This is a genomic window from Clostridium magnum DSM 2767 (genome assembly GCF_001623875.1).
Classification (GTDB): Bacteria; Bacillota; Clostridia; order Clostridiales; family Clostridiaceae; genus Clostridium_AM; species Clostridium_AM magnum.
This window is the reverse complement of sequence record NZ_LWAE01000011.1, coordinates 77,228-103,459: the sequence shown is the minus strand read 5'-3', so window position 1 is coordinate 103,459 and position 26,232 is coordinate 77,228. Positions and strand designations below refer to the sequence as shown.

General features: G+C 32.3%; 18 protein-coding genes. 8 read left to right on the top strand and 10 right to left on the bottom strand.

Features of this window, described 5'->3' with window-relative positions:
* Window positions 1–109 precede the first annotated feature (109 nt).
* The gene (gene pdxR, locus CLMAG_RS26805; RefSeq protein ID WP_066630114.1) at window positions 110–1,525 is read left to right on the top strand and encodes a MocR-like pyridoxine biosynthesis transcription factor PdxR; all 1,416 of its coding nucleotides are present in this window, start codon (window positions 110–112) and stop codon (window positions 1,523–1,525) included.
* Between the two features lie 150 nt (window positions 1,526–1,675).
* Here the strand turns inward: pdxR and CLMAG_RS26800 are convergent, their stop codons facing one another.
* Window positions 1,676–2,533: a helix-turn-helix transcriptional regulator gene (locus CLMAG_RS26800; RefSeq protein WP_066630112.1), complete on the bottom strand. Its 858-nt coding sequence runs from the start codon at window positions 2,531–2,533 to the stop codon at window positions 1,676–1,678.
* A 462-nt stretch (window positions 2,534–2,995) separates the two neighbouring features.
* Window positions 2,996–3,832, bottom strand: coding sequence for a methyl-accepting chemotaxis protein (locus tag CLMAG_RS26795; protein WP_066630110.1), 837 nt, complete (start codon window positions 3,830–3,832; stop codon window positions 2,996–2,998).
* Between the two features lie 115 nt (window positions 3,833–3,947).
* On the opposite strand from CLMAG_RS26795, the gene CLMAG_RS26790 reads away from it, so the two are divergent.
* Complete coding sequence (locus CLMAG_RS26790) at window positions 3,948–4,829, top strand: alpha/beta hydrolase domain-containing protein (RefSeq protein WP_066630108.1); 882 nt, start codon at window positions 3,948–3,950, stop codon at window positions 4,827–4,829.
* 136 nt (window positions 4,830–4,965) lie between these two features.
* Here the strand turns inward: CLMAG_RS26790 and CLMAG_RS26785 are convergent, their stop codons facing one another.
* The gene (locus CLMAG_RS26785) at window positions 4,966–6,060 is read right to left on the bottom strand and encodes a glycerol dehydrogenase (RefSeq protein ID WP_066630106.1); all 1,095 of its coding nucleotides are present in this window, start codon (window positions 6,058–6,060) and stop codon (window positions 4,966–4,968) included.
* A 306-nt stretch (window positions 6,061–6,366) separates the two neighbouring features.
* Here CLMAG_RS26785 and CLMAG_RS26780 point away from each other — a divergent pair, with 306 nt between their 5' ends.
* From CLMAG_RS26780 to CLMAG_RS26770, 3 genes are all read left to right on the top strand, one after another.
* Complete coding sequence (locus CLMAG_RS26780) at window positions 6,367–8,007, top strand: hypothetical protein (RefSeq protein ID WP_242873148.1); 1,641 nt, start codon at window positions 6,367–6,369, stop codon at window positions 8,005–8,007.
* A 323-nt stretch (window positions 8,008–8,330) separates the two neighbouring features.
* Entirely contained in the window at window positions 8,331–9,086 is a 756-nt protein-coding gene (fabG, locus tag CLMAG_RS26775; protein ID WP_066630099.1) for a 3-oxoacyl-[acyl-carrier-protein] reductase, read from the top strand.
* A 160-nt stretch (window positions 9,087–9,246) separates the two neighbouring features.
* Window positions 9,247–9,600 carry a hypothetical protein gene (locus CLMAG_RS26770; protein WP_066630097.1) on the top strand — a complete coding sequence of 118 codons (354 nt, stop codon included), beginning with the start codon at window positions 9,247–9,249 and terminating at the stop codon, window positions 9,598–9,600.
* Between the two features lie 353 nt (window positions 9,601–9,953).
* Here CLMAG_RS26770 and CLMAG_RS26765 read toward each other — a convergent pair whose 3' ends face one another.
* Both CLMAG_RS26765 and CLMAG_RS26760 read right to left on the bottom strand, forming a co-directional pair.
* Entirely contained in the window at window positions 9,954–10,715 is a 762-nt protein-coding gene (locus CLMAG_RS26765) for a creatininase family protein (RefSeq protein WP_066630095.1), read from the bottom strand.
* A gap of 86 nt (window positions 10,716–10,801) precedes the next feature.
* On the bottom strand, window positions 10,802–12,163 hold the full coding sequence (locus tag CLMAG_RS26760) for an amino acid permease (protein ID WP_066630093.1): 1,362 nt from the start codon (window positions 12,161–12,163) through the stop codon (window positions 10,802–10,804).
* A 123-nt stretch (window positions 12,164–12,286) separates the two neighbouring features.
* On the opposite strand from CLMAG_RS26760, the gene CLMAG_RS26755 reads away from it, so the two are divergent.
* Window positions 12,287–12,637 (top strand): hypothetical protein, encoded by a 351-nt coding sequence (locus CLMAG_RS26755; protein WP_066630091.1) that lies wholly within the window; start codon window positions 12,287–12,289, stop codon window positions 12,635–12,637.
* 797 nt (window positions 12,638–13,434) lie between these two features.
* Here CLMAG_RS26755 and CLMAG_RS26750 read toward each other — a convergent pair.
* Both CLMAG_RS26750 and CLMAG_RS26745 read right to left on the bottom strand, forming a co-directional pair.
* Complete coding sequence (locus CLMAG_RS26750; RefSeq protein ID WP_066630089.1) at window positions 13,435–18,480, bottom strand: diguanylate cyclase domain-containing protein; 5,046 nt, start codon at window positions 18,478–18,480, stop codon at window positions 13,435–13,437.
* A 130-nt stretch (window positions 18,481–18,610) separates the two neighbouring features.
* The gene (locus CLMAG_RS26745; RefSeq protein ID WP_073393139.1) at window positions 18,611–19,267 is read right to left on the bottom strand and encodes an alpha/beta fold hydrolase; all 657 of its coding nucleotides are present in this window, start codon (window positions 19,265–19,267) and stop codon (window positions 18,611–18,613) included.
* Between the two features lie 305 nt (window positions 19,268–19,572).
* Here CLMAG_RS26745 and CLMAG_RS26740 point away from each other — a divergent pair, with 305 nt between their 5' ends.
* Window positions 19,573–20,190 carry a HutD family protein gene (locus tag CLMAG_RS26740; protein ID WP_066630087.1) on the top strand — a complete coding sequence of 206 codons (618 nt, stop codon included), beginning with the start codon at window positions 19,573–19,575 and terminating at the stop codon, window positions 20,188–20,190.
* A gap of 242 nt (window positions 20,191–20,432) precedes the next feature.
* On the opposite strand, the gene CLMAG_RS26735 is transcribed toward CLMAG_RS26740, so the two are convergent.
* From CLMAG_RS26735 to CLMAG_RS26725, 3 genes are read right to left on the bottom strand one after another with little or no spacing between them, the layout of a single operon-like run.
* On the bottom strand, window positions 20,433–21,890 hold the full coding sequence (locus CLMAG_RS26735) for an FAD-dependent oxidoreductase (RefSeq protein WP_066630085.1): 1,458 nt from the start codon (window positions 21,888–21,890) through the stop codon (window positions 20,433–20,435).
* Between the two features lie 48 nt (window positions 21,891–21,938).
* On the bottom strand, window positions 21,939–23,186 hold the full coding sequence (locus CLMAG_RS26730) for an NADH-ubiquinone oxidoreductase-F iron-sulfur binding region domain-containing protein (RefSeq protein WP_066630082.1): 1,248 nt from the start codon (window positions 23,184–23,186) through the stop codon (window positions 21,939–21,941).
* A gap of 15 nt (window positions 23,187–23,201) precedes the next feature.
* Window positions 23,202–25,313 (bottom strand): FAD-dependent oxidoreductase, encoded by a 2,112-nt coding sequence (locus tag CLMAG_RS26725; RefSeq protein WP_066630080.1) that lies wholly within the window; start codon window positions 25,311–25,313, stop codon window positions 23,202–23,204.
* Window positions 25,314–25,412: 99 nt separating this feature from the next.
* Between CLMAG_RS26725 and CLMAG_RS26720 the strand changes: the two genes are divergently transcribed.
* Entirely contained in the window at window positions 25,413–26,231 is an 819-nt protein-coding gene (locus CLMAG_RS26720; RefSeq protein WP_066630078.1) for a MerR family transcriptional regulator, read from the top strand.
* Window position 26,232 lies beyond the last annotated feature (1 nt).

The following is a 26,232-nucleotide window of genomic DNA, read 5'->3' as shown; positions in this document are numbered from 1 at the left end:
TTTTAATATAGTTTTATTATAGTTATTATAAAAATCTATTGTCATTATATAAAGTGACAGTTATACTTATTTTAATGATGACAGATTATATAAATTTAAGGAGATAAAGGTGTTAGAATTATTGCCCCATTTAAATGATAAAGAAAAAACCCCTTTGTATATACAGGTTTATAAATACATTAAAGATGAAATTTTGTCCGGGAACATCCCTTCTGGAAGTAAGCTTCCATCTATAAGAAGCTTATCTAAAGATTTAAAACTTAGTAAAAACACAATTGAATCCGCATATGAACAATTAGTTGCTGAAGGCTACGTAAAATCTAAAAATCGTTCTGGCTTATATGTAGAAAAACTGGATAATGAATTTAACGACATAAAAAGCACTCATTTAAACTCATATAAAGAAAGATCTAACGACAGTCATGACCCAATAATAAAATATGATTTTAGTAGTGGACAAATTGATTTAGACTCCTTTCCATATACTAAGTTTAGAAAAATATTAGAGAGCTGCGTAGATGTGTATTCTAAAGAACTGCTTTTATATGGTGATCATAAAGGTGACTATGGTTTAAGACAAGAAATTGCTAAATATATTCATCATTCTAGGGGAGTTACTTGCTCACCTAATCAAATAATAATATCTTCAGGAACCCAACAATCCTTAACCTTATTAGCCCACATACTTTCAAACCTTCATATGTCTATAGCCTTTGAAGAACCTAGTTATTTAGGTGCAAAAGCTGTATTTAAACATTTTAATTTTAATATTACTCCTATTAATTTAGAAACAGACGGCATAGATATTAATTTTTTGCATGAAAGTGAAGCAAAAATTGTATATGTTACTCCCTCTCATCAATATCCTTATGGTATGGTTATGCCTATATCAAAAAGACTAAAGCTGCTTCAATGGGCTGAAGAGAAAGATGGACTTATAATAGAGGATGATTATGATGGAGAATTCAGATACAAAGGAAGGCCTATTCCATCATTACAAGGACTTGCTAAGATAAATAGGGTCGTATACCTTGGAAGCTTTTCAAAATCATTAATGCCATCAATGCGAATAAGTTATCTAGTACTTCCAGAAACGCTTCTTGATATTTATGAAAAACAATATAGAATTTATGAACAGCCTGTACCTAGATTACTACAAAAGTCTCTTGAAATTTTTATGCAAGAGGGGTATTGGGAAAAACATTTAAGAAAATTAAAAGTATTGTATAGGAAAAAACAAGAAATACTGGTAAACTCTGTAGCAGAACACTTAGGAGAGAATGTAATCATTATTGGTTCTGATTCTGGTCTTCATATATTACTTAAAGTTAACACAAAAATGAAGGAACAAGAACTGGTTGAAAAAGCTTTGAAAGCCGGTATTAAAGTAAATCCAACCTTAGTTAACTGGATAAACCCTCCCACAAATTCCTTACCAATCATTTTTATAGGCTTTGCTGGAATAAAAATAGAAGACATACCAAATGCCATAAAAACTTTAAAAGAATGTTGGTTTCAAGTCTAAAATTTTAAAATACGCACAGCTTTATATATCACTGTGCGTATTCTTAAATCTCTTCAATTTTACATCTATGTTCTTTATTCTTTGAAACATATCTAAAAGCTCTATAACCTCTTTTTCTGTAAATCTAAAATCCATAGGGGTATGCATTTATCATACATTGGGATACATTTCATCCAACAATAATTTCATTTTTGCAGCTGTATCCGTTTCTGGTAAAGGGGCATGAACAATTAATTTTAAGCCAGAATTGTCAGAAACATCAAAATTACTAATCTCAAAATCTAATATTCCCGCAACGGGATGGTTCAATTTCTTATACATTTCTTTATTACTCTGAATTTCATGTAAAGACCACCATAAATTAAATTCTGTGCTTTGCAATTTAAGATCTTCAATAAACTGAGCAAGCCATGAATCTTCAATATATTGCCCCCACATTGAACGAAATTTCCCCAGCAGACCCTTGGCATACAGATTCCAGTCAACATATAACTGTTTATATTTATTATCTGTGAACATCGCCCAAACTATATTTCGCCCACGAGCGTTCATTTTAGTGAAATCACCAAAGATTAGACATGCTGCTTTGTTCCAAGCAATAACGTTCCATCGCTGATCCGTAACAAGAGATGGGCAGAGTATTAAATTATCCAGAACATGCTGAAGTATTGGACTTACTGTTCCCTGATATTGTGGTATATCTGACGGAAGGGGCTGATTCGCTAAAAGGTACAGATGAATGCGTTCTTGTTTATCAAGCAATAAAACTTTAGATAGGCTTTCTATTACTTGAGTTGAAACATGAATAGGTCTTCCTTGTTCAAGCCACGTATACCAAGTTAATCCAATGCCGGCTAATTGTGCTACTTCCTCTCTTCTGAGGCCTGGAGTACGCCGCCGTGTTGATGTTGAAAGACCTACTTGTGATGGTAAAATTTTTGCTCTTCGGGTTTTTAAAAAATCTGCGAAAGGAGCCGGTATTCTTTCTTTAGTATGAAACAGGCCCATCTATTTTAAATTTACAAATAGATGGGCTCACCTCTTATAAAACAACATATATAATTACTCCTGTGTTAAATTTGTATTAAATCACTTTAATTATTTAAATATGAAGCCAATGCGGAACCTCCTATAACAGCAACAAGAACTAGAACTTGAAATATGAATGTTACTTTATTTCGTGCTACCATAATTTATCCCTCCTCTTAATATAATAATTTATATCTTTTATTTATTGTATTATTAAATTGTTAAAAATTCAAGTGTAAAATTACGAATTTAATAACATTGTTATATTATACCCATATTTTTTTATGAATATACCAACAATGGAAAAGTTAGGAGTTATACAAGAATATGTAATATGGATTATTAATGTCATCGGTTGTGCAGTTGTATACCAAAATATAACAAAAAGACTAGGCTTTTATTTCCTAGTCTTAAAAACTCTAAGAGTGAAATAGTAAAACTCTAAATTTTTTCAGCTAGTTCTTTTAATGCTTGGGCAGTTAAAGCTAGCTCTTGAATAGATGAAATTATTTCCTCAGCTTCACTACTTACTGCATCAAAATTTGAATTTGATGTATTTATACTATCAGTAACAAGCTCCATAGAGTTGCTAATTTCCTTTAACACAGAATCAATTTTTCTGACAGAGTCACTACTTGATTTAGACAATTTTCTTATTTCTTGCGCAACTATACTGAAGCCTTTTCCAGCATCTCCTGCTCTTGATGCTTCAATGGCTGCATTTAATCCTAAAAGATTTGTCTGCTTTGAAACACTTTGTATAAATTTCAAAATTTCATTAGTATCTTTAACATTTTTGTTAGCTTTATTTAGTGCATTGAAAGTATTCGAATTTGAATCCACTACTTTTTCAATATCTCGGAAAATATTACCACTTGCCAAAGATATTTGATTAAGAGAACTTGATACATTTTCAGAAAGAGTTAGCACTTCTTCCATTTTTTCAAGACTTTTTGCTGCTAATAAAAGACCAACTATATTGCTCTCATTATCTTTAATTGGAATTGAATAGGACCTAAAAGGTACTCCAAACATTTCTTTAGGAACAACTTGTACTACTGGCTTCCCAGTTTTTAATGCCTCAGCTGGAGGACCTACTTTAGGTACTGGGTCGCCTTCTTTACTTCCTAAGCTCATTTTTGGGCTGCGAAGAATCTTCAAAATTCTTTCTGTATCAGTAATATAAATAGTTACATCATGATCGAAAAGCGTATCTATATACTGCAAAGAATCGTTTAAAGAATTAATTATTGTATTTTCAGCTACTGGTGATAACACATATATTCCCCCCAAGTAATTTATTATATATATATTTCTAGATATAAACAAAAATACCTTCCTTAATATTGCAATAAAGATAAAATAATGTATTATTTATGCACACAATGCAAATATGTGTAAGTTACTCAACGGAGGTTTTATAGATAAAAATGGGCGTACAGACGATGAAATCATCATTGAATTTGCCAAAGCGCTTACAGTTGATCACAACGCCAAGAAGATGCTTGGTAACGTCAATTGGAGATATATCACTGGCTTCTCAGATTCATCCGATCCCGTCCTCCGCTTGATTGCGTCAGGACATGCCAAAAAGGTGTTTGATTTGGCACTGCCCTTCATCGCTGAAGGACATGAGCCTCAGGCCGCTCTCTGTAATGATCTATACGATGGGAAGCTCATTGTCCTTAATTCTGAATTCGAGGATTCTGTCAGTTTCATAGACCGTGGTCGCTTTCCTAATCAGTATCGATCCTACGCTGTTGCTGGAACAGGTCACGTTCCCGATCACTTGGTGGTGCCTTCACCAGCAAGTGGAAGTACACCAGCTAGCTTTTCACCTGAACTTCGTGCACATTTCTTGCAGGGCGATGATTGGGTTATGGGTAGGAAAAAAATGCCGTTAAGCACTCACCTAAAGAGATCTGATAACGGAAGGATCAAACGTGACATTAATGGCAACGCGATCACTGTTAATGCAGCTATGAAGCCATTATCTCGTCTACCGTTTATCGAACTTGGCGAAGCACACTTTATTACTGGGTTTATCGGAAGCTATGAAGATGTAAAAAACATTAATGAACTAGGCTTCAAGAATCACCATGCATATGTGAAGGTGTTCAAGGATAAACTTCACGACTATATTAAGGCTGGCTATATCCTAAAAAATGACGCAGATGATATGCTACGTCGTGCCACGCTGTGTCCCAAACTGACATTTACGGAGACATATCGCGATCACTATGACAACTTCATCGCAATTGTTTCCTGTGTCTAGGTCAGCCATTAATTGAACTCAAAATAATAAATAATCAATTGGTAACATTTTAATATTGTTCATGAACTAGGGTATTTTACCCTAGTTCATGCTGTTGATAAATATATTTTGTCAGTAGCCTTATTGAAAGAATTGTTTATACTTTATAAAGTCTTCCTAATGCATCTGCTGATAGTATTGCAGCATATACATCTTCTTCATTAACCTTAAATGGCATATTATGGACTCCTTCTCCATCTGCACAGGAAGCTTTTGCAACATTTCTTATTTCTTCTTCCTTTATTTCTGTTACTCCCATGTCTTCTAAGGTTACTGGTAGTCCAAGATCAATACATAACCCAATAACCTCTTCTAATTCCTCTATAGAACTATTTTCAAGTACAAGCTGAACTATTGTTCCAAATGCAACCTTTTCACCGTGAAGTAAATGACGGCATTGTTTAAGTAACGTAAAACCGTTATGTATAGAATGAGCAGCAGCTAATCCGCAGCTTTCAAAACCTATACCACTAAGATATATGTTAGCTTCTATAATATTTTCTACAGCTTTAGTACATACTTTATTTTCTACCGCCAGCTTTGCTTTTAATCCATCTTCCAGAAGTATATCATAGCATAATTTAGCCATAGCAAAGGCAGCCCTTGTCATTTTTCCACCTGCCTTATTTAAAGCATTAGATTTTAAACAAGCTCTTGCTTCGAAATAAGTTGACAATGCATCTCCAACACCTGCCATAAGAAGTCTCGCTGGAGCCTTTGATATAATTTCAGTATCCACTAATACTAGATCAGGATTCTTTGGAAGTACTAGATATCTGCTAAATACTCCTTCATCTGTATATAGTGCAGATAAAGCACTACATGGTGCATCTGTTGATGCACTTGTAGGAACAATAACAACTGGAATTTCTTCATAGTAAGATATAGCCTTAGCTATATCAAGTATTTTTCCCCCACCTATACCTACCACAGCATCACAGTTACTATTTCTTAAATTTTCTCTTAATATATCTATTTGATTTTTTGAGCATTCTCCGTCAAAAATCTTAAAGTTCAAACTTATTTCCGTTCCACTAAAGCTTTCTTCTACTACTGCTTTAGTCATTTTTATAATATTTTCACTTGATACTATAAAAAATGCTTTTCCAAGATTTTTAGTATGATCCTTGATACTTTTCAATTCTCCACTACCTTGAACATATTTACTTGGTGATATGATAATTTTAGCCATAAATTAATTCTCCCTAATTAATATATTTTGTATTACTTTATTATTTACACAATATAAGTTATTTAATTTAAAGTGAGTATGATAACTTGTTAAAGAATGTTTAATATAAATTTCTATGTAAGTACGGGAAAATCCTGCTGAAAGGCTAACTTCTGTCTTAATCTCATATGAATTTAAATGAAAATATATGTAGATAATAAATATAATATGAACTAAACCTAAAGTATATTATAAATTTGAGTTCATATATTCTCTGTAAATTAAAGCATATCCTTTACTCGCTTAGCATATTCTGTTATAAAGTCTGTGAAAGGAACGAATAATATGACCAATCCATATCCCTATTTCGTCAACACTCCAATGAATAATCTATATCCTATGTGTGATATCTGTAAAATGTACTCATGCCCTTACTGCATTAAGACACCAATATATAACCCGAACCTCTCGAGGCAATTAACTAATTATGCAAATGACGAGGATACAAATATAACGAACTTTATTTCAACCTTGAATAGAAGTGGCTTTATTGTTCAGGAAGGAAAATTAAGCTATATAGACATAATAAAGCTGTGCAGTGAAGGTAAAGTTGACTCTTGTTTAGGTAACAACGTAGGTGCTCCATATGCCTCCTGCTTGCTTCCGCCAGCCCCAAATCAGGATCCATCAGAAGGACAGATACCTCCAATAGGATATAATCCTGATAATCCCAATAACTATCCAGCTAATATAAATTATATAGCTCCTGGAGTTAACTCTAAGCTTCGTCCCGACGAGGCAGTTGTATTAATTGGAATTACACCTCCTCCTGCCTTGTATTATTGTTTCCGAAGTTATGTCGGATTTGTTGAAAATAAACCTGAAAAAAACTACAGCGAATATATTACCACTGGTGATAATTATACTGGCTTTTACCACATGATCTTTGCCAGTCTAGGTGACCAGTTAAATAATTATAACCTCTGGACTAGTAATACTCCAAAAGGGGCGCCTGGAAAGCCTTTTAACAGCTCCACAATTATCATTAGCACTGCTGACAGGAACATAAACAAACAAATCCGTAATGCTCTAGGTACCGCCGGGTATAGCCAGGACATTATGAATGAAGATAATATACCTATGGATCTGGTTAACATGGGACTGGAAGAGGGAAAGGATACCTTCATATTTATGATGAGATTTGCATTATGGGCCGATCAAAATATTGGCCACCAATATATTAATAATATTGATAAATTTATCAAAGTATTTCGCATTACACCTAAAATCCCTCTCACTAATCTAAACCCATGGCCAGTACCAACCCTTAAAATCAGAGAAACAGGCATTACTGAGTATCAGGTTGTTCCGAGCTCCAGGAATGATCTTGATCACCTGAGAAATGAGATTATTAACAAATATGGAGGGACAGAGTACGATCATGTGGATCTTGATTTAACTGTCGGCATTCCTGATAACTACAATGCTATATTACGGGATATTAATATTTATGGAGATGATAGAGATGCCGTGTATTTTAAAACAGAAGATTTTAAGTTAACAAGCAATGATGATTTTCTGATAGTATATGGTATTAATCATGAACGAACCCAAAAAGCAATATATTCCAATGCAAGCTTTTACGGGGCAGAGCTGTTTAATGGAGTTGCCGGAGCCTTCAGTACAGTTCAATTTCCGGATACTGCCTTAGAATTTTTTCCTGAAGGATATGAAAACGCGGGGTATTATTATGTATATAAAATGGCACGAAAAGCTGATGAAGACAATGTTGTTATCATCCCTTACAGCACAGGAAATCCTCTAGGAAAAGCATACGGAGTTGATAATAATAAGGACGCTCGTATAGTCTTTAGAGTTTATTTGGATAAAATAGCTATGGTTGGTCCATACATTTTTGATATCATATGGGACCAAGCAATCCTTTTTAGAAAAAAGAAAAAGCCTTGAGCATAATAAAGACAACAGAAATAGGCCCATCTATGTTTAAATCTACAAATAGATGGGCCACCTCTTATATGTAAACTTCACCGTTCCATATCTTAAGTTCTACTAATACCCTTTGCAATTCGACAGGTGACAGTCACCTAATACTTAGGTCTGTGGTCACTTCTTGTTTCCGGAGCTCTTGAGAGCTGCGAAAGCACTGTAATTAGAGCGGAATAAAAAGTTTATATTTTACAAATAACCTATTTTATGCTAATGCAAAATGAAAACAAATTCAGTTTTGAATATTGTAATAATCTGAGAAGTGTGAAGGCAAGGAGGTAATTATGATTAATTTAGGTTTAACAGACAAAATAGCTTTAGTAACAGGGGGAACACGAGGACTTGGAAGATCTATTGCTGAAAAGTTAGCAGAGCAGAAGATAAAGGTAGTTATAACTGGTGTTAATGAAGAGAGAACAAAACAGACTGCAAGTGAAATAGCATCTGCTTATAAGGTTGAAGCTTTGGGATTAGTCCATGATGTAAGCTCTGAGGAGTCCACTAAGCAGGTAGTACAGTATATTATTAAAAGATTTGGAAGAATTGATATTTTAGTAAATAATGCAGGTGTAACAAGTGATGGCATAATGATGACTATGAAGAAAGAAAACTGGGATAAGGTGCTTGGTGTAAATCTTACCGGTGCATTTAATTGTACTAAATTTGTATCTAAACATATGTTAAAACAAAAATCTGGCAATATAGTTAATATAGCAAGTGTTGTAGGTATAACAGGAAATGTTGGTCAGGCAAATTATTCTGCCTCCAAGGCTGGGCTTATAGGTTTTACTAAAACAGTAGCAAGAGAATTAGCAGATCGAGGCATAAAGGTAAATGCTGTTGCTCCGGGATATATATCAACAGATATGACAACAGCGCTTTCAGAAAAAGTAACTGAAGAAATGTTATCTAAAATTCCAATGAAAGCTTACGGTAAACCTGAAGCAGTAGCTAATGCAGTTTTATTCCTTGTTTCAAACATGTCAGAGTACATTACAGGGCAAGTTATAAATGTTGATGGTGGAATGGTGATGCAGTAGAATCATTAAGAAGAAAATCCCGTTGTTTAAGGAGAGTTTTTATAGAATCAGATAAATTTGAGATATTTAAATAATCGTAATTTATTATGATGAGGTAACCTTATAAAAAGCTATAGTATTCTTTGCAAACTAATTTAATTGTAAAATAGGGGTGATTATGGTGGAGAAGAAGAAGGTTATCAGAAAAATATTAAGACTAGTTTATAGTTATGATGAAGATTTTTTTATTGAATGGTCAAAAACAATTAGAAAGGGTTTTTTTAAGTATTTTTTTAAAACATCAATTCCTTTTTGTACCCTCTATGTTATTTTAGGTTTCTTTTTTATTCTAGAAAAACGCAGATTTTTTGGATTTGAGCAAGGAGATATTTTACCTATTGCATTAATAATAGGTATCATTCTTGGAGTTATTTTTTCTATTATGTCTTGGTTTTTGAGTAATAGAAGATATGATGATTTAAAACAGAAGAAACTAGAAAGCGAAAACATAAACAACAACAATAAAAAGGTTTGAAAATAAGTTTTAGGGCTATTCGGATTATGTCACAGGTGTAAGTTAATAGGTCTTATCTTGAACTCGAATAGTTTATGAGGTGGATTATATGAAAAGTAACTTTAATAGTGATAGTAAATATTTTAATTGGTTTGATAAAGATATTGGAGGAAATAGTAATATTAATTATTTAAATTAGAACTGTTATTTGTTTAATATGGTTATATTTTTATTATGTGGTTATAATCTAATATGTATCTATTATAGCTACTTTATTCTAACTCCAGTTAGACATAGAACTAATAAATAGCCTTGGATTAGTCCAGGGCTATTTATCTTAACATTGCTATTTTATTTAATATTTTTTACTCTGCTTAAGTCCTTATTGCTGATTTATCTGAATTATACTTCCATCCACAGTTATCCATGTCTTTAAGAAAATTCACAATCAAATCTATAAGCACCTTTTCCATTTTTAAACCCTTCTCTGCAGTAGCCTTTGTAGGGTCTCCAGTAGCACCACAGTCAGTAAGTTCAGCAAAATTCCACTTTATATCAATGTTTGGAGGAAGACTTGGAACTACTCCCTCTGCATATTTCATATCTACAAGTTCACTAAACAATGAAAGGGCGATGGAAGTTTCCCCTTCTCCTGCATGACCAAGTCCATCCCATACTTCAAAAGTATCTGGAGGTAATAGTTTTCCAGCTGCAACCCACCAAGCATCTAAAGATGCTATCTTAACCTCTGGAAACATCATCTTCACAGCACGGCTTGCAATCTCTATAGGAGCAATGTTTCCATCGTGTCCATTTAATATAAATATCTTTTTAATACCATTTTTAACTACAGAAGATAGTATATCCTTTAATACCTCTATCAGTGTCTCAGCTTTAAGTGAGAGAGTAAAAGGAAAATGACCATAATGCTCACTATAACCTACTGTTACAGGAGGTAAGACAAGTAACCCATCCACCTTTTCCGCAATTTTAACTGCAAGCTTATAGGATACATGTGTATCATTACCTAACGGAAGATGCCACCCATGATTTTCGCAGGATCCTACAGCTAATATAGCCTTATCAAAATTTCCATTTTTAAAATTGAGACCGGTAATATTCATAGCCTCTTTCATGATATTCACTCCCTTTGCCAATGTATATAAATTATTAGGCTGCACAAAAGTTTAAGCATCCTAATTAATATAGTTTATCTGCAATATTAGTTATCCTTTTTTGAGGAATTTTTAGCAAAAACAAAATAATAGATAGAAGCAAACACTAACCATCCTAACCCTGCTGCAAGAATAATCCAACCGTTTGGTACAAATAATTGGGCAGCTAGAATTGCTATCATTAAAATAACAACCAAATACTGAGTATAAGGATAAAATGGAACCTTCCACTTTAATAGAGAAGGATCTTTTTTCTCAATAATCTTACGCATTCCTGGCTGACTTAGAGCTATCATAAGCCAGGTAAAAAGAAATCCAAAACCTGATAGGCTAGCTAACCAAACATACGCAAAGTCTGGGAATAAAAAGAACATTATAGCCCCAATAAACAAAACCAAACTACTTACAAAAATAGCGTTAACAGGAGTCTTACGTTCTGGATGAAGTTTTGCAAATGTCTTTGGAAAAAAACCGTCTCTAGATAGTGAAAATAACATACGAGAAGTAGCATATACTCCTGTATCTATGCAGGAAAGTGCTGCAGTTAAAACTACGAAATTCATTATATTGCCTGCTACTGGACCTCCTAGTATATTGAAAGCATCTACATAAGGACTAGAACTAACTCCTGCCTTATTCCAAGGCAAAACAGTAACCAATACAGTTATGGATATGATATATAGAACGATTATTCTAATTACTGTTCCTGTGAGAGCTTTAGGAATATCTCTTTCCGGATGAGAGCTTTCTTCTGCAGCTGTACCTATAGCTTCTGTACCACCATATGCAAAAATTACTATAATCATTGCACCAAAAATTCCTGCCAAGCCTGCTGGTGCGAATCCTCCGTTAGAAGTGAGGTTTGCTAAACTAATGTCTGTTTGCATTGGAATACCTAATAGTGCAGTGGCGCCCCATATAATAAATACTAGTAAAGCAACTACTTTTATTAAGCTTAGCCAGAATTCAACTTCACCAAAAACAAGTACACCAATCAAATTTACAATTGTCATTAATATAGCAACAACTAAACAGAATACCCATACTGGCACAGTTGGAAACCATAAATGCAAGAAAGTTCCTGCGGCAATTGTTTCTGATGCAGGACCAATTAAAAAAGCTAACCAATAAGTCCAACCTGTAACAAATCCAGCCCAAGGGCTAATTGCTTTGGAGGCGTAAGTCTGAAAGGAACCTGCTAATGGCATGGCTACAGCCATTTCAGCAAGAAGTGCCATAACAAGTATTGTAACTAAACCACCTAAAGCATATGAAATTACTACCGCTGGTCCAGCAGTTTTAATAGCTGCACCAGCTCCAAGAAAATAACCTGCACCGATTACCCCACCTATAGATATCATCATGAGATGTCTGGCCTTTAAATCACGCTTTAATGAATCGTTTGACATTAATACTCCTCCTTTTAGAATTTCTCAATAAACTAATATTTATAAGTACCCAATACTAACTTATGCACTGATAAATGCAAATTATTACTATGATATCAACTGCGATTTATAAAGATGATCCTTTTGAAAAATGCAGATTTTAATTGGTTTGATAAAGGTAGTGGAGGAAATAGTAATATTTTTGGAGACCCAGCTGAAACATTAAGAGATTATAAACCAGTTAATGTTGGGAGTGAGGATTTACTTGAGTATAACTTTCCACAAAAACCACCAAAGATTATTTCAATAACTATAACTAAGTGGGATAGTTCGCAGTGGAAGGTAGTAGATAGATATTTCAGATTTTATAGTGATAAAAAAGAAGATAGGATAATTCTGCTTCCTAAAGAAAAAGGAATTTATATTTATGAAACACATGGAGAGTGGGATGAAACTCATAATACAGCAAATATTTTCAAAATAAATGCTAACTAAGCTAAAAATATTTGTAATATTATTTAAATTATAACTGTTATTTGTTTAATGTGGTTATATTTTTATTATGTGGTTATACTCTAATATGTATCGATTATAATTACTTTATTCTAACTCCAGTTAGACATAGAACTAATGAATAGCCTTGGATTAGTCCAGGGCTATTTATTTTAGCATTGCTATTATATTTGAAACTCTCCTGTTCATGGAGTTAAATAATTAATGTTTAACGCAAACAACACTATTAGGTTTAATTAAAGCTTCAACTGTATCTCCTTGTTTTAATCCGGACTCCTCTAAACTTTCTTTACTCATTACAGACGTAACGACAGCAGAGTTATCTCATCCATAAACGGACATTTTTATCTCAACCATACTAGTATCAGTTTTTATTTCTTTAACTTTACCAATTAACTTATTTCTTCCACCAGCTTCCATAATTAATTATCTCCTTTCTTGAAATCAATACTAGTATTTATAATAAATTTAATTTTAATTCATAGTTCAAAATATTTATAATCAAAACCGCTGGCATTTCCGATTCTTTCTTCATCTTGCTTCCCTACCATTTTTATAGTAGGATACCTTTTGAAAAAAACATGGGTGTTAAATCCATGTTTTTCAAACTACTTGTCTACTTCATTTAAATCCAGCCTGAATATGGTCTTTGAGTTGTTCCATTATGAAGCCATTTAATAAATCTCTTTAATATAATACTATATACTACACAAATACAACTCAAGCCTCCATACTAAATAAGAATGAAGGCTTTTGTTACTATATCTGATAAGCTGTCGTTAACTAAAAACAACCTTATTTTTTCCGGATTTTTTTGCTATATACATTGCAGCATCAGCTTTTTTTATTAGTTCTTCCATGCTATCTCCATGATCTGGGAAAATAGAAACACCTATACTTGCTGAGACATATCCCTCATTTTCACCTAAAATAGTTTTTTTCCCAACCTCATTAATAATATTTTGGCAGACATCACTTATAATATTAGTATTATATAAGTTTTTCATAACTATTATAAACTCATCTCCACCAAATCTTGAAACCACATCACCTTCTCTTACAACCGAAAGCAGCCTTTTTGAAACAAATTTTAGAACTATATCTCCGCTATCATGTCCAAATGTGTCATTTATTGTTTTAAAACCATCTAAATCAATAAATAGAATTGCTAATGAAAAATTATTATCTTTTGCCAATTGTAGTGAATTTTTTAGTTGGCTATAAAATAATTTTCTGTTCGGAAGACCAGTAAGAGTATCATGGTTAGCCATTTCTTCTAATAATTTTTCAGCTTTTTTACGCTCAGCAATTTCTTCTTTTAGTTTAGCTGTTCTTTCTTCTACCAATTCTTCAAGTTCATCATAATGCTTTCTGAGCTGCTTTTCAGAATGCTCCAAATTAGCGTAAAGAACTGCATTTTCCATGGAAATTGCTAATTGTGAAGAGATAATCTTCAATATTTCTATACGTTCATTATTAAATATGCCTTCGATTAAGCTGTTTTCTAGATAAAGTATGCCTAGTAAATTCCCCTTACTTATCACTGGTATGCACATGATTGACTTAGGTTTTTTAGCAGTGATATACGGATCATTTTTATATTTTTCCGAAGTTGAAGCATCATTAAGTATAACACTATCCCCTGAACGTCCTACGTAGTAAATTATCTTCTTCGGTAAACTTTCATTGTTTTCAATATCAGTTTCTTTCATAACTTCTATTTTATTTCCATCTATATTTCCTTCTGCTTGTATAACATATTTTTCTTCGTTTTTTATTAGGTAGCAAACCTTTTGTGCTCCCGCATTTTCAAGGACTATATATACAAGCTTTTTCAGAAGTTCTTCTAATTTAATTTCACTGGAAATTGTATGGGTTGCCTTTATAATTGTTGCGGTATCTAGAACCATAGAACCTTTATCTGTTTTATTTTCCAAATTAACAGTCATATTTTTAATAGATGTATCATCATTCTTATGAAAACCTAAAAGTTGTGGATATAATACCTTTAAATGATTTACTTTGGAAGTTGCTCCCCATAAAATATAGCAATATACTGCTTGTTCCATATAAACCTTTGCTACCCGTTTGTTTCCTAAATGTAGGTATAATTTTGCTGATAATTCATTTGCAAGTGCTTCCTCTTGAATATAGCCACTATATGCTGCTAATTCGATGGACTTTTCATAAAAATCAATAGCTTTAAGAGTTTTTCCCAAAACTTTTTCCTTTTCTGCTTCCACTAAATATAGTTTATGTAAAAAATTACTCTTTGCATGTTTTGACCATTTCTTCATTTTCCGTTGATTTGCAGAAACTTTATTTAGGATTTCATTTCTTCTAGATAAAGTTTGACACTCATCAAAGCTAGAGATCATAATTAATGAATTATAAAAATAAAAAACCGGAATGCTTAAGGTACCACTTACTCCATCTAAATACTTTTCTGCTAGTATAGAATTTTTTAAAGCCTCATCATATTCGCCAAATAAGTATGAAAGAATCGATTTATTTATATACACATCGCAAAGGTTATTTATATCCTTTGTTTCTAAGTGTATAGGTATCATTTGGTCTTCATCGTAGGCTTTCCCCTTCAAGGAATACGTATTATTTGAACGACCTATTAAATTTAATACTGATTGATGATATATTGACTGTGTAGTAAGCGCTTCCTTATTTTTTATATTATCCATAAAGTTATTATACTCACACATCTTTTTCTCTAAATCCATCAAGTTCTGTCCTGAATAATAAGCGTAAATGCTATATAAGCAGGCTGCTGAGCAGGCATAATTCAGGTTTCCTGTCTCCAGTCCAATGGAGTAGGCTTTTATAAATTCACTTAATGTACTTTTTGCACTTAGTTTCCATGAACTTATAAAGGAATTATATAATACAAGTGTCTGAGCTTTATATTCTTTTCCATCAAACTTATCTAATAATTTCAAGGATAGTTGTCCAAATTTATATCCTGAATTAATATCACCAATACCACATAAAAGCATTCCATATGCAGCATAGCCTATAGATGAACTATCTAAATTTCCATGTCTAATATATAATCTCACTGCTTTTAATGTTATAAGCAAAAAAAGGTTTGGATTCAACATATAAGTTGACATACCCATCCTTACCATAATTCGTAATGCGGCGGATAAAAATAAGTCTGTCATTTCCGGCAGTTCAAGTAAATCTGATGGTTCTTTTCCAATTAGCATAAATTTTGTTTTTACTAATGAAATTAGAACATCTGATAGTCTTGGATTTTTAGGAAATTTCATACCTAAAAGTTTAAGAACAAATAATGCAGTATCCAGTACTTCTGATTTCTTGTTTTGTGCAGTATAGGCAATAATTTTAATTTCATATAGCTTAACCTTATCTATTACATTTTTACTATTATTTAATGCTATTTCAATATATTGTTCTACTGCATTATACTCTCCATTTAAGCAAGCTATTTGTGCAGCTTCAACATATAGAGAATGAGTTAATTCATATGAATTCTCCCAACCATAGTTATCCATAAGCATTATTCCAACACATAAATATTTATACGCTGTATCATATGCAGTTGATTTCTTTGCCATTTTTCCAGCAATTAATTCTAACTTAGCTATTTGTTCTTTTTCAGAAGGATTATGTATTAATTCGATGCCCAGGTTTAATTGATTAACAATATCCAAGACCTTTCTTCTATCTTTCTCCAAATCAGTACCGGATATCATAAGTCTTCCTATTTTAACATGTATTTCTTTTCTATTTTTTTCTTCAATTAATGAATATGCAGCTTGCTGAATACGGTCATGAAGAAAGGTATAACCACCAGAACTTGAATTATCTAATGGCAAAATCATACCTTCTTTTAGCGCAGTACAAATATCAGAATATGTGTCTCTCAAATCTCTTTCACATATAATTGATAATGTGTCTAAATCAAACTGATTTCCTATACATGACGCCAATTTTAAAGTTTCAATTGTATTTTGAGGAAATTTTGATATTCTATTTGATATTAGTTCTACAACATTATCAGTTATTTGAGATTTTTTTATGCTTTCTAAATTCCATTGCCATTTCCACTCTTTTTTATTAAACTTAATTAACTGTTCTGTATATAATGAATATAAAAATTGACTTAAAAAAAAGGGATTACCTCCTGTTTTTTGATGACTTAGTTCTGACAATAAATTTGCTTCTTTTAAACTACAGTGAAAGGTTCCTTCAACCAATTGCTTTATATTAATAAGTTCCAATGGTTTAAGAAAAATTGTATTCACTACTATATTTTCACTTTGAATTTTATCTAAAGTAAATTTTAGAGGATGCTTTTCATGTACTTCATTGTCTCTATAAGCACCAATAAAAAGTAAATTATTTATTTGAGAATCACTTATTAAAATTTCTATTAACTTAAGGCAGGACAAATCTGCCCATTGTAAGTCATCTAAAAATATTATTAATGGATGCTGTGCTTCACAAAAAGTTTTAACAAAATCTTTAAATACTTTGAAAAAACGATTTTTTGTTTCCTCTGCAGAAACTTCAATAACTTCCGTCTGTTTTCCTATTATAAATTCTACCTCAGGTATCACATTAATAATTATTTGGCCATTTGATCCCAATGAATCTAAAAGTTTATTCTTCCAAACTTCTATTTGTTCTTTACTTTCGCCTAAAATTTGTTGAACTAAATCCTTGAAAGAATGGATTAATGCTGAATAAGGTATATCATGCTCAAATTGATCAAACTTTCCAGATATGAAGTAACCAAGTTGTTTTTTGATGGATCTTCGAACTGTATTTACCAATTGAGACTTTCCTACACCTGAATAGCCTGTAACCATAACAACTTCCCGTAGATTTTTATTAATTCTTTGAAAAGCAGACTTTAATGTCTCAATTTCTTTTTCTCTTCCATATAGTTTATCAGGAATTTTAAATGATTCAGAAAAATCTTTTTCTCCTATTTTAAAATATTCTACTGAACCAGTGTTTTCAAGTAACTCCTTGCATTTTTGTAAATCCACTTTTAGACCTATAGCACTTTGATATCTATTTTCAGGCATTTTCTCCATAAGTTTCATTACTATATCTGAAATTATCTTTGGAATATTAGGATCATTTTCATATGGAGATATAGGTTTAACCGCAAGGTGGCAATGAACCACGGCAAGCTTGTCCTTTGCTTGAAAAGGTAAAAAGCCAGTGAGCATTTCATAAAAAATTATTCCTAAAGAATAAAAATCTGTACGATAATCGATTTTACGCTTCATCTTACCCGTTTGTTCTGGCGAAATATACTCTAGTGTAGTTTCTAAATCAGTTATCACATCTATAGTACTTAGTTCCTGGGAAAAAAGTGATGCATTACCAAAGCCAGTGAGCTTTACTGTTTTAGTTTCCATATTTATGATAATATTATGGGGATTAATGGCTTTGTGAATAATATTACTATTATAAATATCAATAAGTGCTTGTGATAACTTAATTGCAATTATTAAGAAATCCATTAGGCTAAATTTCTTAAATTTATTTAAAATTTCACGAAAAAGCTTGCCATCAAAATTCTCTAAAATTAAAACAGGTGTTTTTTCATAATTTTCCATATCATAAATTTTCACAATATTATTGCTATGAATTTTTTGATTTAATTCATATTCGTTCTTTAACTTTATTACATCATATAAATTAGGATATTCTACACAAAGAAGTTTCAATAAAACAGGCTTACTGTCATTTAATCTAACTCCACTGTAAACTATAGTTTTATTTCCTTCATAAATTTTTTCGCCTAAATTATAGCCTGGAATATTGACCATTCTGTAACCTCCTAATAAAAGATTGAGTAAATTTCATATTTTGTAATTAATGAACACGTATGTATTTGACAAAAAAGCTTACTATCTTTAATTTGTTAAAGCTTATAGAAATGAAAACTGCTATCTATTATTATAATTCCGATACAAACCTTCCTGTTTGAATAAAGTCATCTACTAACTCTGCTGTTTTCCATTTATAATGTATTTCTTTATGGTGATAAGGTAAAATAATAAAATCCTCCAGTCCTTCATAATATACCGACTTTACTGTTACCCTTCCATCGTTTTCTTCTGTTAACAACTTTCCTAATAAAAGTTTATCATTCTTTCCCGCAATGGCACCTATTCTAATTCTTTCATCATTAATAAAGTTAATCATTTTTGCATTTTCCGTTTTCAAGGATTTTAATGTTTTAAAAATATGAGTAAAAGCTTTGAAATAATTCGCTGCCATATCTGCTAGCTCGCTGCCACTATTTGGTGTAGCAATCAAAACACAACTCTTTATTCGCTCTATGTTTTTAGTTTCTAGCAAATACTTTCTTATTATTAATCCTCCTGCACTATGTCCAATTAAGTTAACTTTTTCATTTTGATTTATGCCTTTTAAAATTTTCTCTATAATTTCCTGAAATAAAAAAGCAGCGTAATCTATTTCCTTATAGGTTAAAGGTAAATCTACTAAAATGCATTTGTAATTTAGCTTCTCCAAGTTCTTTGCCAGGGTGCTCATGTCATTTTTATTCTTATTGTACCCATGGATTAGAATAGAAATTTCTTCTTTCAAATATCTTCTCCCCAGTCAATTTTTATTGATTCCAAATGTTTATTTCACTATTTTATATTCCATAGCTTTCACCTATTAATTTTAGCGAACGATTTGCCTCACATTTCCTCTGTTTAACTATAGTTACATTATACCATATATTTTTAACAAGTCTTTAATGACGTGATATACTAAAATTGTAACACTAGTGCCAAATAATCTACTATAATAATATTTAAGAAAGTGGTGTTAACTTAATTGATTATACATATATCCTTCAATATACTGAACATAAAAGATATAATAAGAAGAGGTGCAATTTATATATGAAATATAATGTAGAATTACTAAGGCAAGAAAATTATAAGCCAACATTTTGGTCTGGAGGCATGGCTACAGAATTGACAACATATCCGTTAAATTCTGATTATGCCAGTAAAAACTTTTTATGGAGGTTGGGAGTTGCTGAAATTGATATACAAGAATCTACTTTTAGTAGTCTACCAAAAGTTTCACGTAAATTCATGGTTATAGAAGGAAAAATAACTCTCGACCATGAAAATAAGTACAAGAAACTACTTAGCTCCTTTGAGCAAGACGACTTTATGGGCGATTGGAAAACTAAAACTTATGGTAAAGCTTCTGTTTTTAATTTAATGACAAGGGAAAATTATAATGGCGAATTACTTCATCTTAATATTAGTCCTAGCAAACAGCTTAAATTCGAATATAAAACTCCATTAAATAAAGATTTAGCAGCAATTTGTTTTTACACTGTAAATGGTGGATTTAACTCTACTATTAATGATAAAGTTTTTGAAACTGTTAAAAATGATTTAATTTTAATTAACTGTTTAAATTCAAGCTATACTCATGAATTTATACTTTCTAACAATACTTCAGAAATTACTAATATAATAGCAAGCATAATTTATCGTAATTAGCTTATCTAACTCTAAATTACTTTTGCATAAAACCCCATCCTTTTATTCTATTTTGTTGGTTTCGTCACTTACAATAATAAAACATTTTGATGGGGTTTTTACACCATGAATGTAAACAATAAGAAAAAGACAGAAGTTGACGCCACTCCTGTCTTTAAGTGCCTATTTATAGCAGTTTTACCTGTACCATCTGTTCTTACCTTAGTAATGTTTGGAATACCATAGCCCTCTATTAGGATTTTCTATTCTTCTGTAAAATTCTCTTTGATATATTGAACAGCATTTTCACCAGCCATTCTACCTGAATTCACTGCAAATCCTAATGTGTTTCCTGGAAGAACGAATACGTAATCTGGATTACATACAGAGTTTGCATCTGTTCCTGCTGCAAATAAACCTGGTATTACATTATCTTCTGTATCTACTGCTTGTGTCTTGTAGTTAATTTTGATTCCGCCTAAGCTGCCGTATGCACTTGGTGCAAATTTTAAAGCGTAATATTTTGGACCTATTAATGGTTTTAAGTATTTTGGATTTTTATTAAATACGTTATCTCTTAATTTACAAGCTTCATTATAATCATTTATTGTTTTTACAAGTCCTTCTTTATCAATTCCTGTTTTTTCTGCCAATTCTTCAATGGAATCTGCTATAAATAAAACATCATTTCCGTTTTTGATAAGGTCATTCATTTCTTGTTTAAAATCATCCATACTAATATTAGAAGTAACAACGTTTATTAAATCTAAACCATTTTTCTCGTAATGTTTCATAATACTTTCATCTATAATGGAGAATACAGTTCTGTTCTTTTGTCTTATAATAGCATTTACTGAGAACACAGGGTTTTCAACTACAGATTCATCATAGAATCTTTCTCCATCTAAGTTTACAAAAACATTTGGTTGTCTGAATGGAAGTTCAATTGGAGCATATCCACCTGTATTAGGTGCAAAGAAAACTAATTCCATATCCATTCTATCTCTTGCTGCACCAGCATCCCATGCCATGCTGATTCCATCACCTGTAAGTCCTGGAATTCTATAAGAGAATAGATCCTTTCCCCATTCAAACCTTGTGTACTTTTTAATAAATTCAGGACTATCACCAAATCCACCAGTTGCAATGATAACTGCTGAGCCGTATGCCTCAATTTCTCCATCCTTGTCCTTTGCTACAACACCAATAACATCGCCATCATCTTTAATTAATTTTTGAACTGGTGATTCTAAGCAAATTTTAACGCCTAATTCTTCTGCTCTATCTGTCATAGCCTTAATCATAGTAGCAGCTGCTCTAAGTCCAGGTGCCCCTGTTTTTGGCTGAACAATATGCCATGTTGCTTCTGAACCTGGGAAATATTTTGATGGTAGTGCAAATTTAACTCCCATAGATTCTAACCACTCAATTGTACTAGCTGATTTGTAAATATAATTCTTTACTAATCTAGCATCTGAACGCCAGTGTGTGTAATCCATAAACTTTTGAAATGCAGCTTCTCTTGTGCAGTCAATAAGTCTTTCCTTTTGCATTTTTGTTTCTACTCCTAAAAGTCCCATTGCCATATTAGCACATCCACCAGTTGTATTTGCTTTTTCAAATACAATAACCTCTGCACCTTGTTCTGCAGCTGAAATAGCTGCTGCCATTCCTGCTGCTCCTCCACCAACTATAATTATATCTGCTTCCATCTCACGCATTTTTCATACCTCCCAAAATTATATATAAATTTAAATTTAAATTGATAACTATTTTCTTCTTCTTCTTCCAAGGCCAAGACCTTTCTTTTCTCCTGAAGCACCTTCATTAAAGCTTCCAACTTCTACTGGTTCTAAAGGCAGCTGCGGTTTTATTGTTCCATATCTTTTTACCGCCTGTGCACTACAAACTTCTTCGCATTTTCCACATTTATCACATAAATCTAAGTCAATAACATGAATTAAATTTTCTCCACCTTTGATTGCTTTCTGAGGACAGTGAATACACTGACCGCATCCATTACAAAGCTTTGGATCAATAAAATAATTAGCATAGGATATACAGCTTAAGGTGCTGCATATTTTTCTATCAATGTGTTTTTCAAATTCATCTCTAAATTTATTAATAGCTGTATATAATGGGTTGGATGCACTCTTTCCAAAATCACATAGTGTTCCAATTTTCATTGTGTCGCATAACTCAAAGACTAAATTAATATCTCCATCTTTTCCTTTTCCCTCTGTTGAATCCTTAATGATTCTATAAAGCTGATAAATACCTTCTCTGCAATATACACATTTTCCACAGGTTTCTTTGCTATTCTCAAGGATTTTTTCAAAGGACCATTTTACTATACATGTATCTGTATTATAAGCTTCAATCTTTGCAGTTTCTAACATTGTGCCATTACCCATTACGTTAGAATATAAGAATGGTGTATCTAACTCTTCTTCTGTAAAGACAGCACCTGTGTTACCACCAACTTGTACGAATTTAATTTCTTTTTCACACTTTGTCCCATTACCATATTCATCTATAATTTCTCTTAAAGATCTTCCAAAAGGAATTTCATAAATTCCAGGATTCTTAACATCTCCTGTTATTGTAACTATTTTTCTAGGCATATAATCTTCTTCTGATAAAGAACGGCTAAGAGCCAGCATTGTTTCTGCATTATGAACAAGAGTTGTTTCACCAAATACTTCTTTTTCAAAATCCTTTTTATTATGGACTAAAATAACTTTGAATCCCTGTTTTTCTAATTCACTAAAATAGTCCTTATAGCATTCACTAAGATAAATTTTACCCTCTTCTATTTGAAGTTCCTTCATACATATTTTAATTCCATCAATAACTTTATCTATATATTTTTCTAATAGATATTTAATATTTTCGCTTTGCTTATTATCTTCAATAAAAAGACATGCTAGATCCTTCCATTGTCTGCTTTTCCATCTTTCTGCTACACTTTTATTTTTAATTCCATGACCAAATATCTTTATATTCTCCATATACATCTTTTTCACCTCCATTTACTTTATTTTATACTCTGTCCAGAATTTCGCTTTTGTAAGCTTAGGACGCAAATCACATTGAAGACATCTGGATGCCTCACATTGAGCTGTTTTTTCATCTAACCCAACTGTCATTAAATCAAAGTTATTTATTCTTTTATCTACTGAAACACATTGATACTGGCTGCATTCCTTTTTTGCAAAGCCTTCTTCCATTCCTATCTTTGGATCTAAAGTTTGTTCTGAAGATAACTCTTCTTCTATAACCCCATCTCCACCTAAATATATATCTATATTTGATGCTGCTTTTCTTGCACCAGCTATTGCCCCAATAACTGAAGCTGTTCCAGTTACTGCATCTCCAACGGCAAAGACTCCATCTATATTTGTTTTATAAGAATCATCAACATTTACAAGGCCTCTTGGACTAAGCTCTATTTCTTCAAATGGAGTAAGATCAGCCCTTTGTCCTGTTGCAAAAATTATCATTTCACCAGAAATTAAATGTTCTGAGCCTTCCTTTATTTTTAAAACCAATTTTTTATTTTCATCAAAGTGGAAATCTTCTACTTCCTGGCATAGGATTCCGATAACATTTCCATCCTTTTCTTCAACTCTCAAAAAGGTTCTGCTGTTATAGATTTCAATTCCCTCTTCTTTTGCTTCTTCTATTTCTTCGCTACTAGCAGTCATGTTATCTTTTCCTTCTAAACAGACAACAGATACCTTTTCACATCCTAGTCGTTTTGCTGATCTTGCGCAATCAAAGGCTACATTACCGCCTCCCAAGACAACCACTGACTTTTTCATATCAATATTAAGATTAATTAAATCTCTTCTTAAGAAGTCAATATTTACATACACATCTTTCAAGTCAGCCCCTGGAATTGGAATTCTTACACCCTTATCTGTTCCTACAGCAATTAAAACCACATCATATTGTTTATCCTTTAACGATGTTAACGATTCAATTTTACTGTTAGTAATAATATTTACTCCTGCTTCACGAATGACATCCATTTCTGATTCTACAACTTCCTTTGGCAAACGATAGTCTGGGATACCTGCTGATAACATTCCACCTGCAACAGGAAGTTTCTCATATACATCAACAGTATGTCCTAATTTCGCAAGGTAATATGAAGCTGTTAGCCCCGCTGGTCCAGACCCTATAACAGCAACTCTTTTATTAGTTCTTTCCTTTCTAAAGGATTTCTCCTTCCACTTGTAAGAATCTTTTTCAGCTGCAAATCTTTTTAGATCTCGAATTGAAACTGCTCCATTTATGTCTTTTCTTCTGCATCCAGACTCGCAAAAACGCATACAAACAAGTCCTAAGGATTTAGGGAATGGCGCTTTTTCACGAATAACTGCTGCCGCCTCATCGAAATTACCTTCTTTTATGAAACGAACATATTTAGGAACATTAATCCCTGCTGGGCATTCATGCTTACATGGTATTAATACATCATTTCTGTTTCCTTCTTTAAATATGCCCTTTTTATCCTGCAGAGCTCCTGTAGGGCAAACTTCTACGCATGCACCACAAAAACGACAATTTGCATCTTCTAAGGATAAGTTACCTTTCACTCCTACATATGTTCTATCTTCTTCATTTTTGTCCAGTCCTAAAATTCCTACACCTCTGATATCCTGACATACTCTTACACATCTGCCGCAGGCAACACAGCGATTTAAATCCCTTACAATTAATGGATTATTTGTGTCAACATTAACTGCATTTAGTGTTCTTCTTAACCTTGAAGTACTAACTCCCAAATACTGAATTAATGATTGTAATTCGCATTTTAAATATTTAGGACAGGTGGTGCAATCGTCTACATGATTTGCTAGCATCAATTCCATTGATAACCTTCTCATGTTATCTAATTTATCAGACTTTGTCTTCACTATCATTCCTTGTTCAACTTTTGTAGTGCAAGCTGTTTGAGGTTCATCTTTGCCTTGTATTTCTACAACACATAATCTACATCCACCAACATCCGGCAAATCTGGATGATGACAAAGGTGGGGAATATACATATCAGCTTCCTCGGCTACTTCCATAATTGTTTTATTTTCATCTGCATATAATTCCATGCCATCTATTACAATTTTGATTTTACTCATATTAACCTCCAAATTTCTTGACTGATTTGCAAACCGTAATTTATACTATAACTATAAACTTTGCCATAGGGGCAAAGTCAATAGCGGAGTGTGAAAAAAATGACAAATTTATATACAATCGGTGAAGTGGCTCGTTTTCTAAAGATATCAGCTAAAACATTACGACATTATGATCAGCTAAACCTGCTAAAACCTAGCTATATAGATCCCGATACTAAATATCGCTATTTTAGTTATGATCAATTTTTTATCATTGATGTTATTCGCTATTTAAACAAAACATTGTGTATTCCACTGGAAGATGTGAAAAAATTATTAGATGAGGATAAAGATAATAGTAAATTATTAACTCTTTTAGAGTGTCACAGCAATCAGTTACATGAAAAAATAGCTGCTCTTGAATACTCAAAACAGCTAACTGACACCTTGATTGCTGATATTAAATATAAAAAGGAATCTCCTGAGAAAATTGAAATGTACGAGCAATATCTTATGAGCCGCAATCTTTACTATATTGAACTAGACACCTCTATTTATGATATTGATAAATATGTGACTCGAAATATTAGTAATATTATTACTCTAAATAGTAAGGAAAATAATACAATGTGCTTATTATTTTCTTTATCGGAATATACGAAAACACAGAATTTAAATGTAAAGGGATTTGGTATATTCTCTGATAAAAAAATACCTGAATTAAAATCAAAAACTATCCGTGAAGGCCGTTATATTACTCAACCTTTTCTCTATTCAGAAGAAAATACAGTCACTGCATTAAAAGTTTTAACTAGATATGCAAGTATCAAGGATATAAGAATAGACGATACAGCATTTTTAGTATCAAAAATGGTTGATGTATCTGTATCCTCTAAGTATGGTTATTTTATGGAGCTTCAAGTAATGCATCATATTTAAA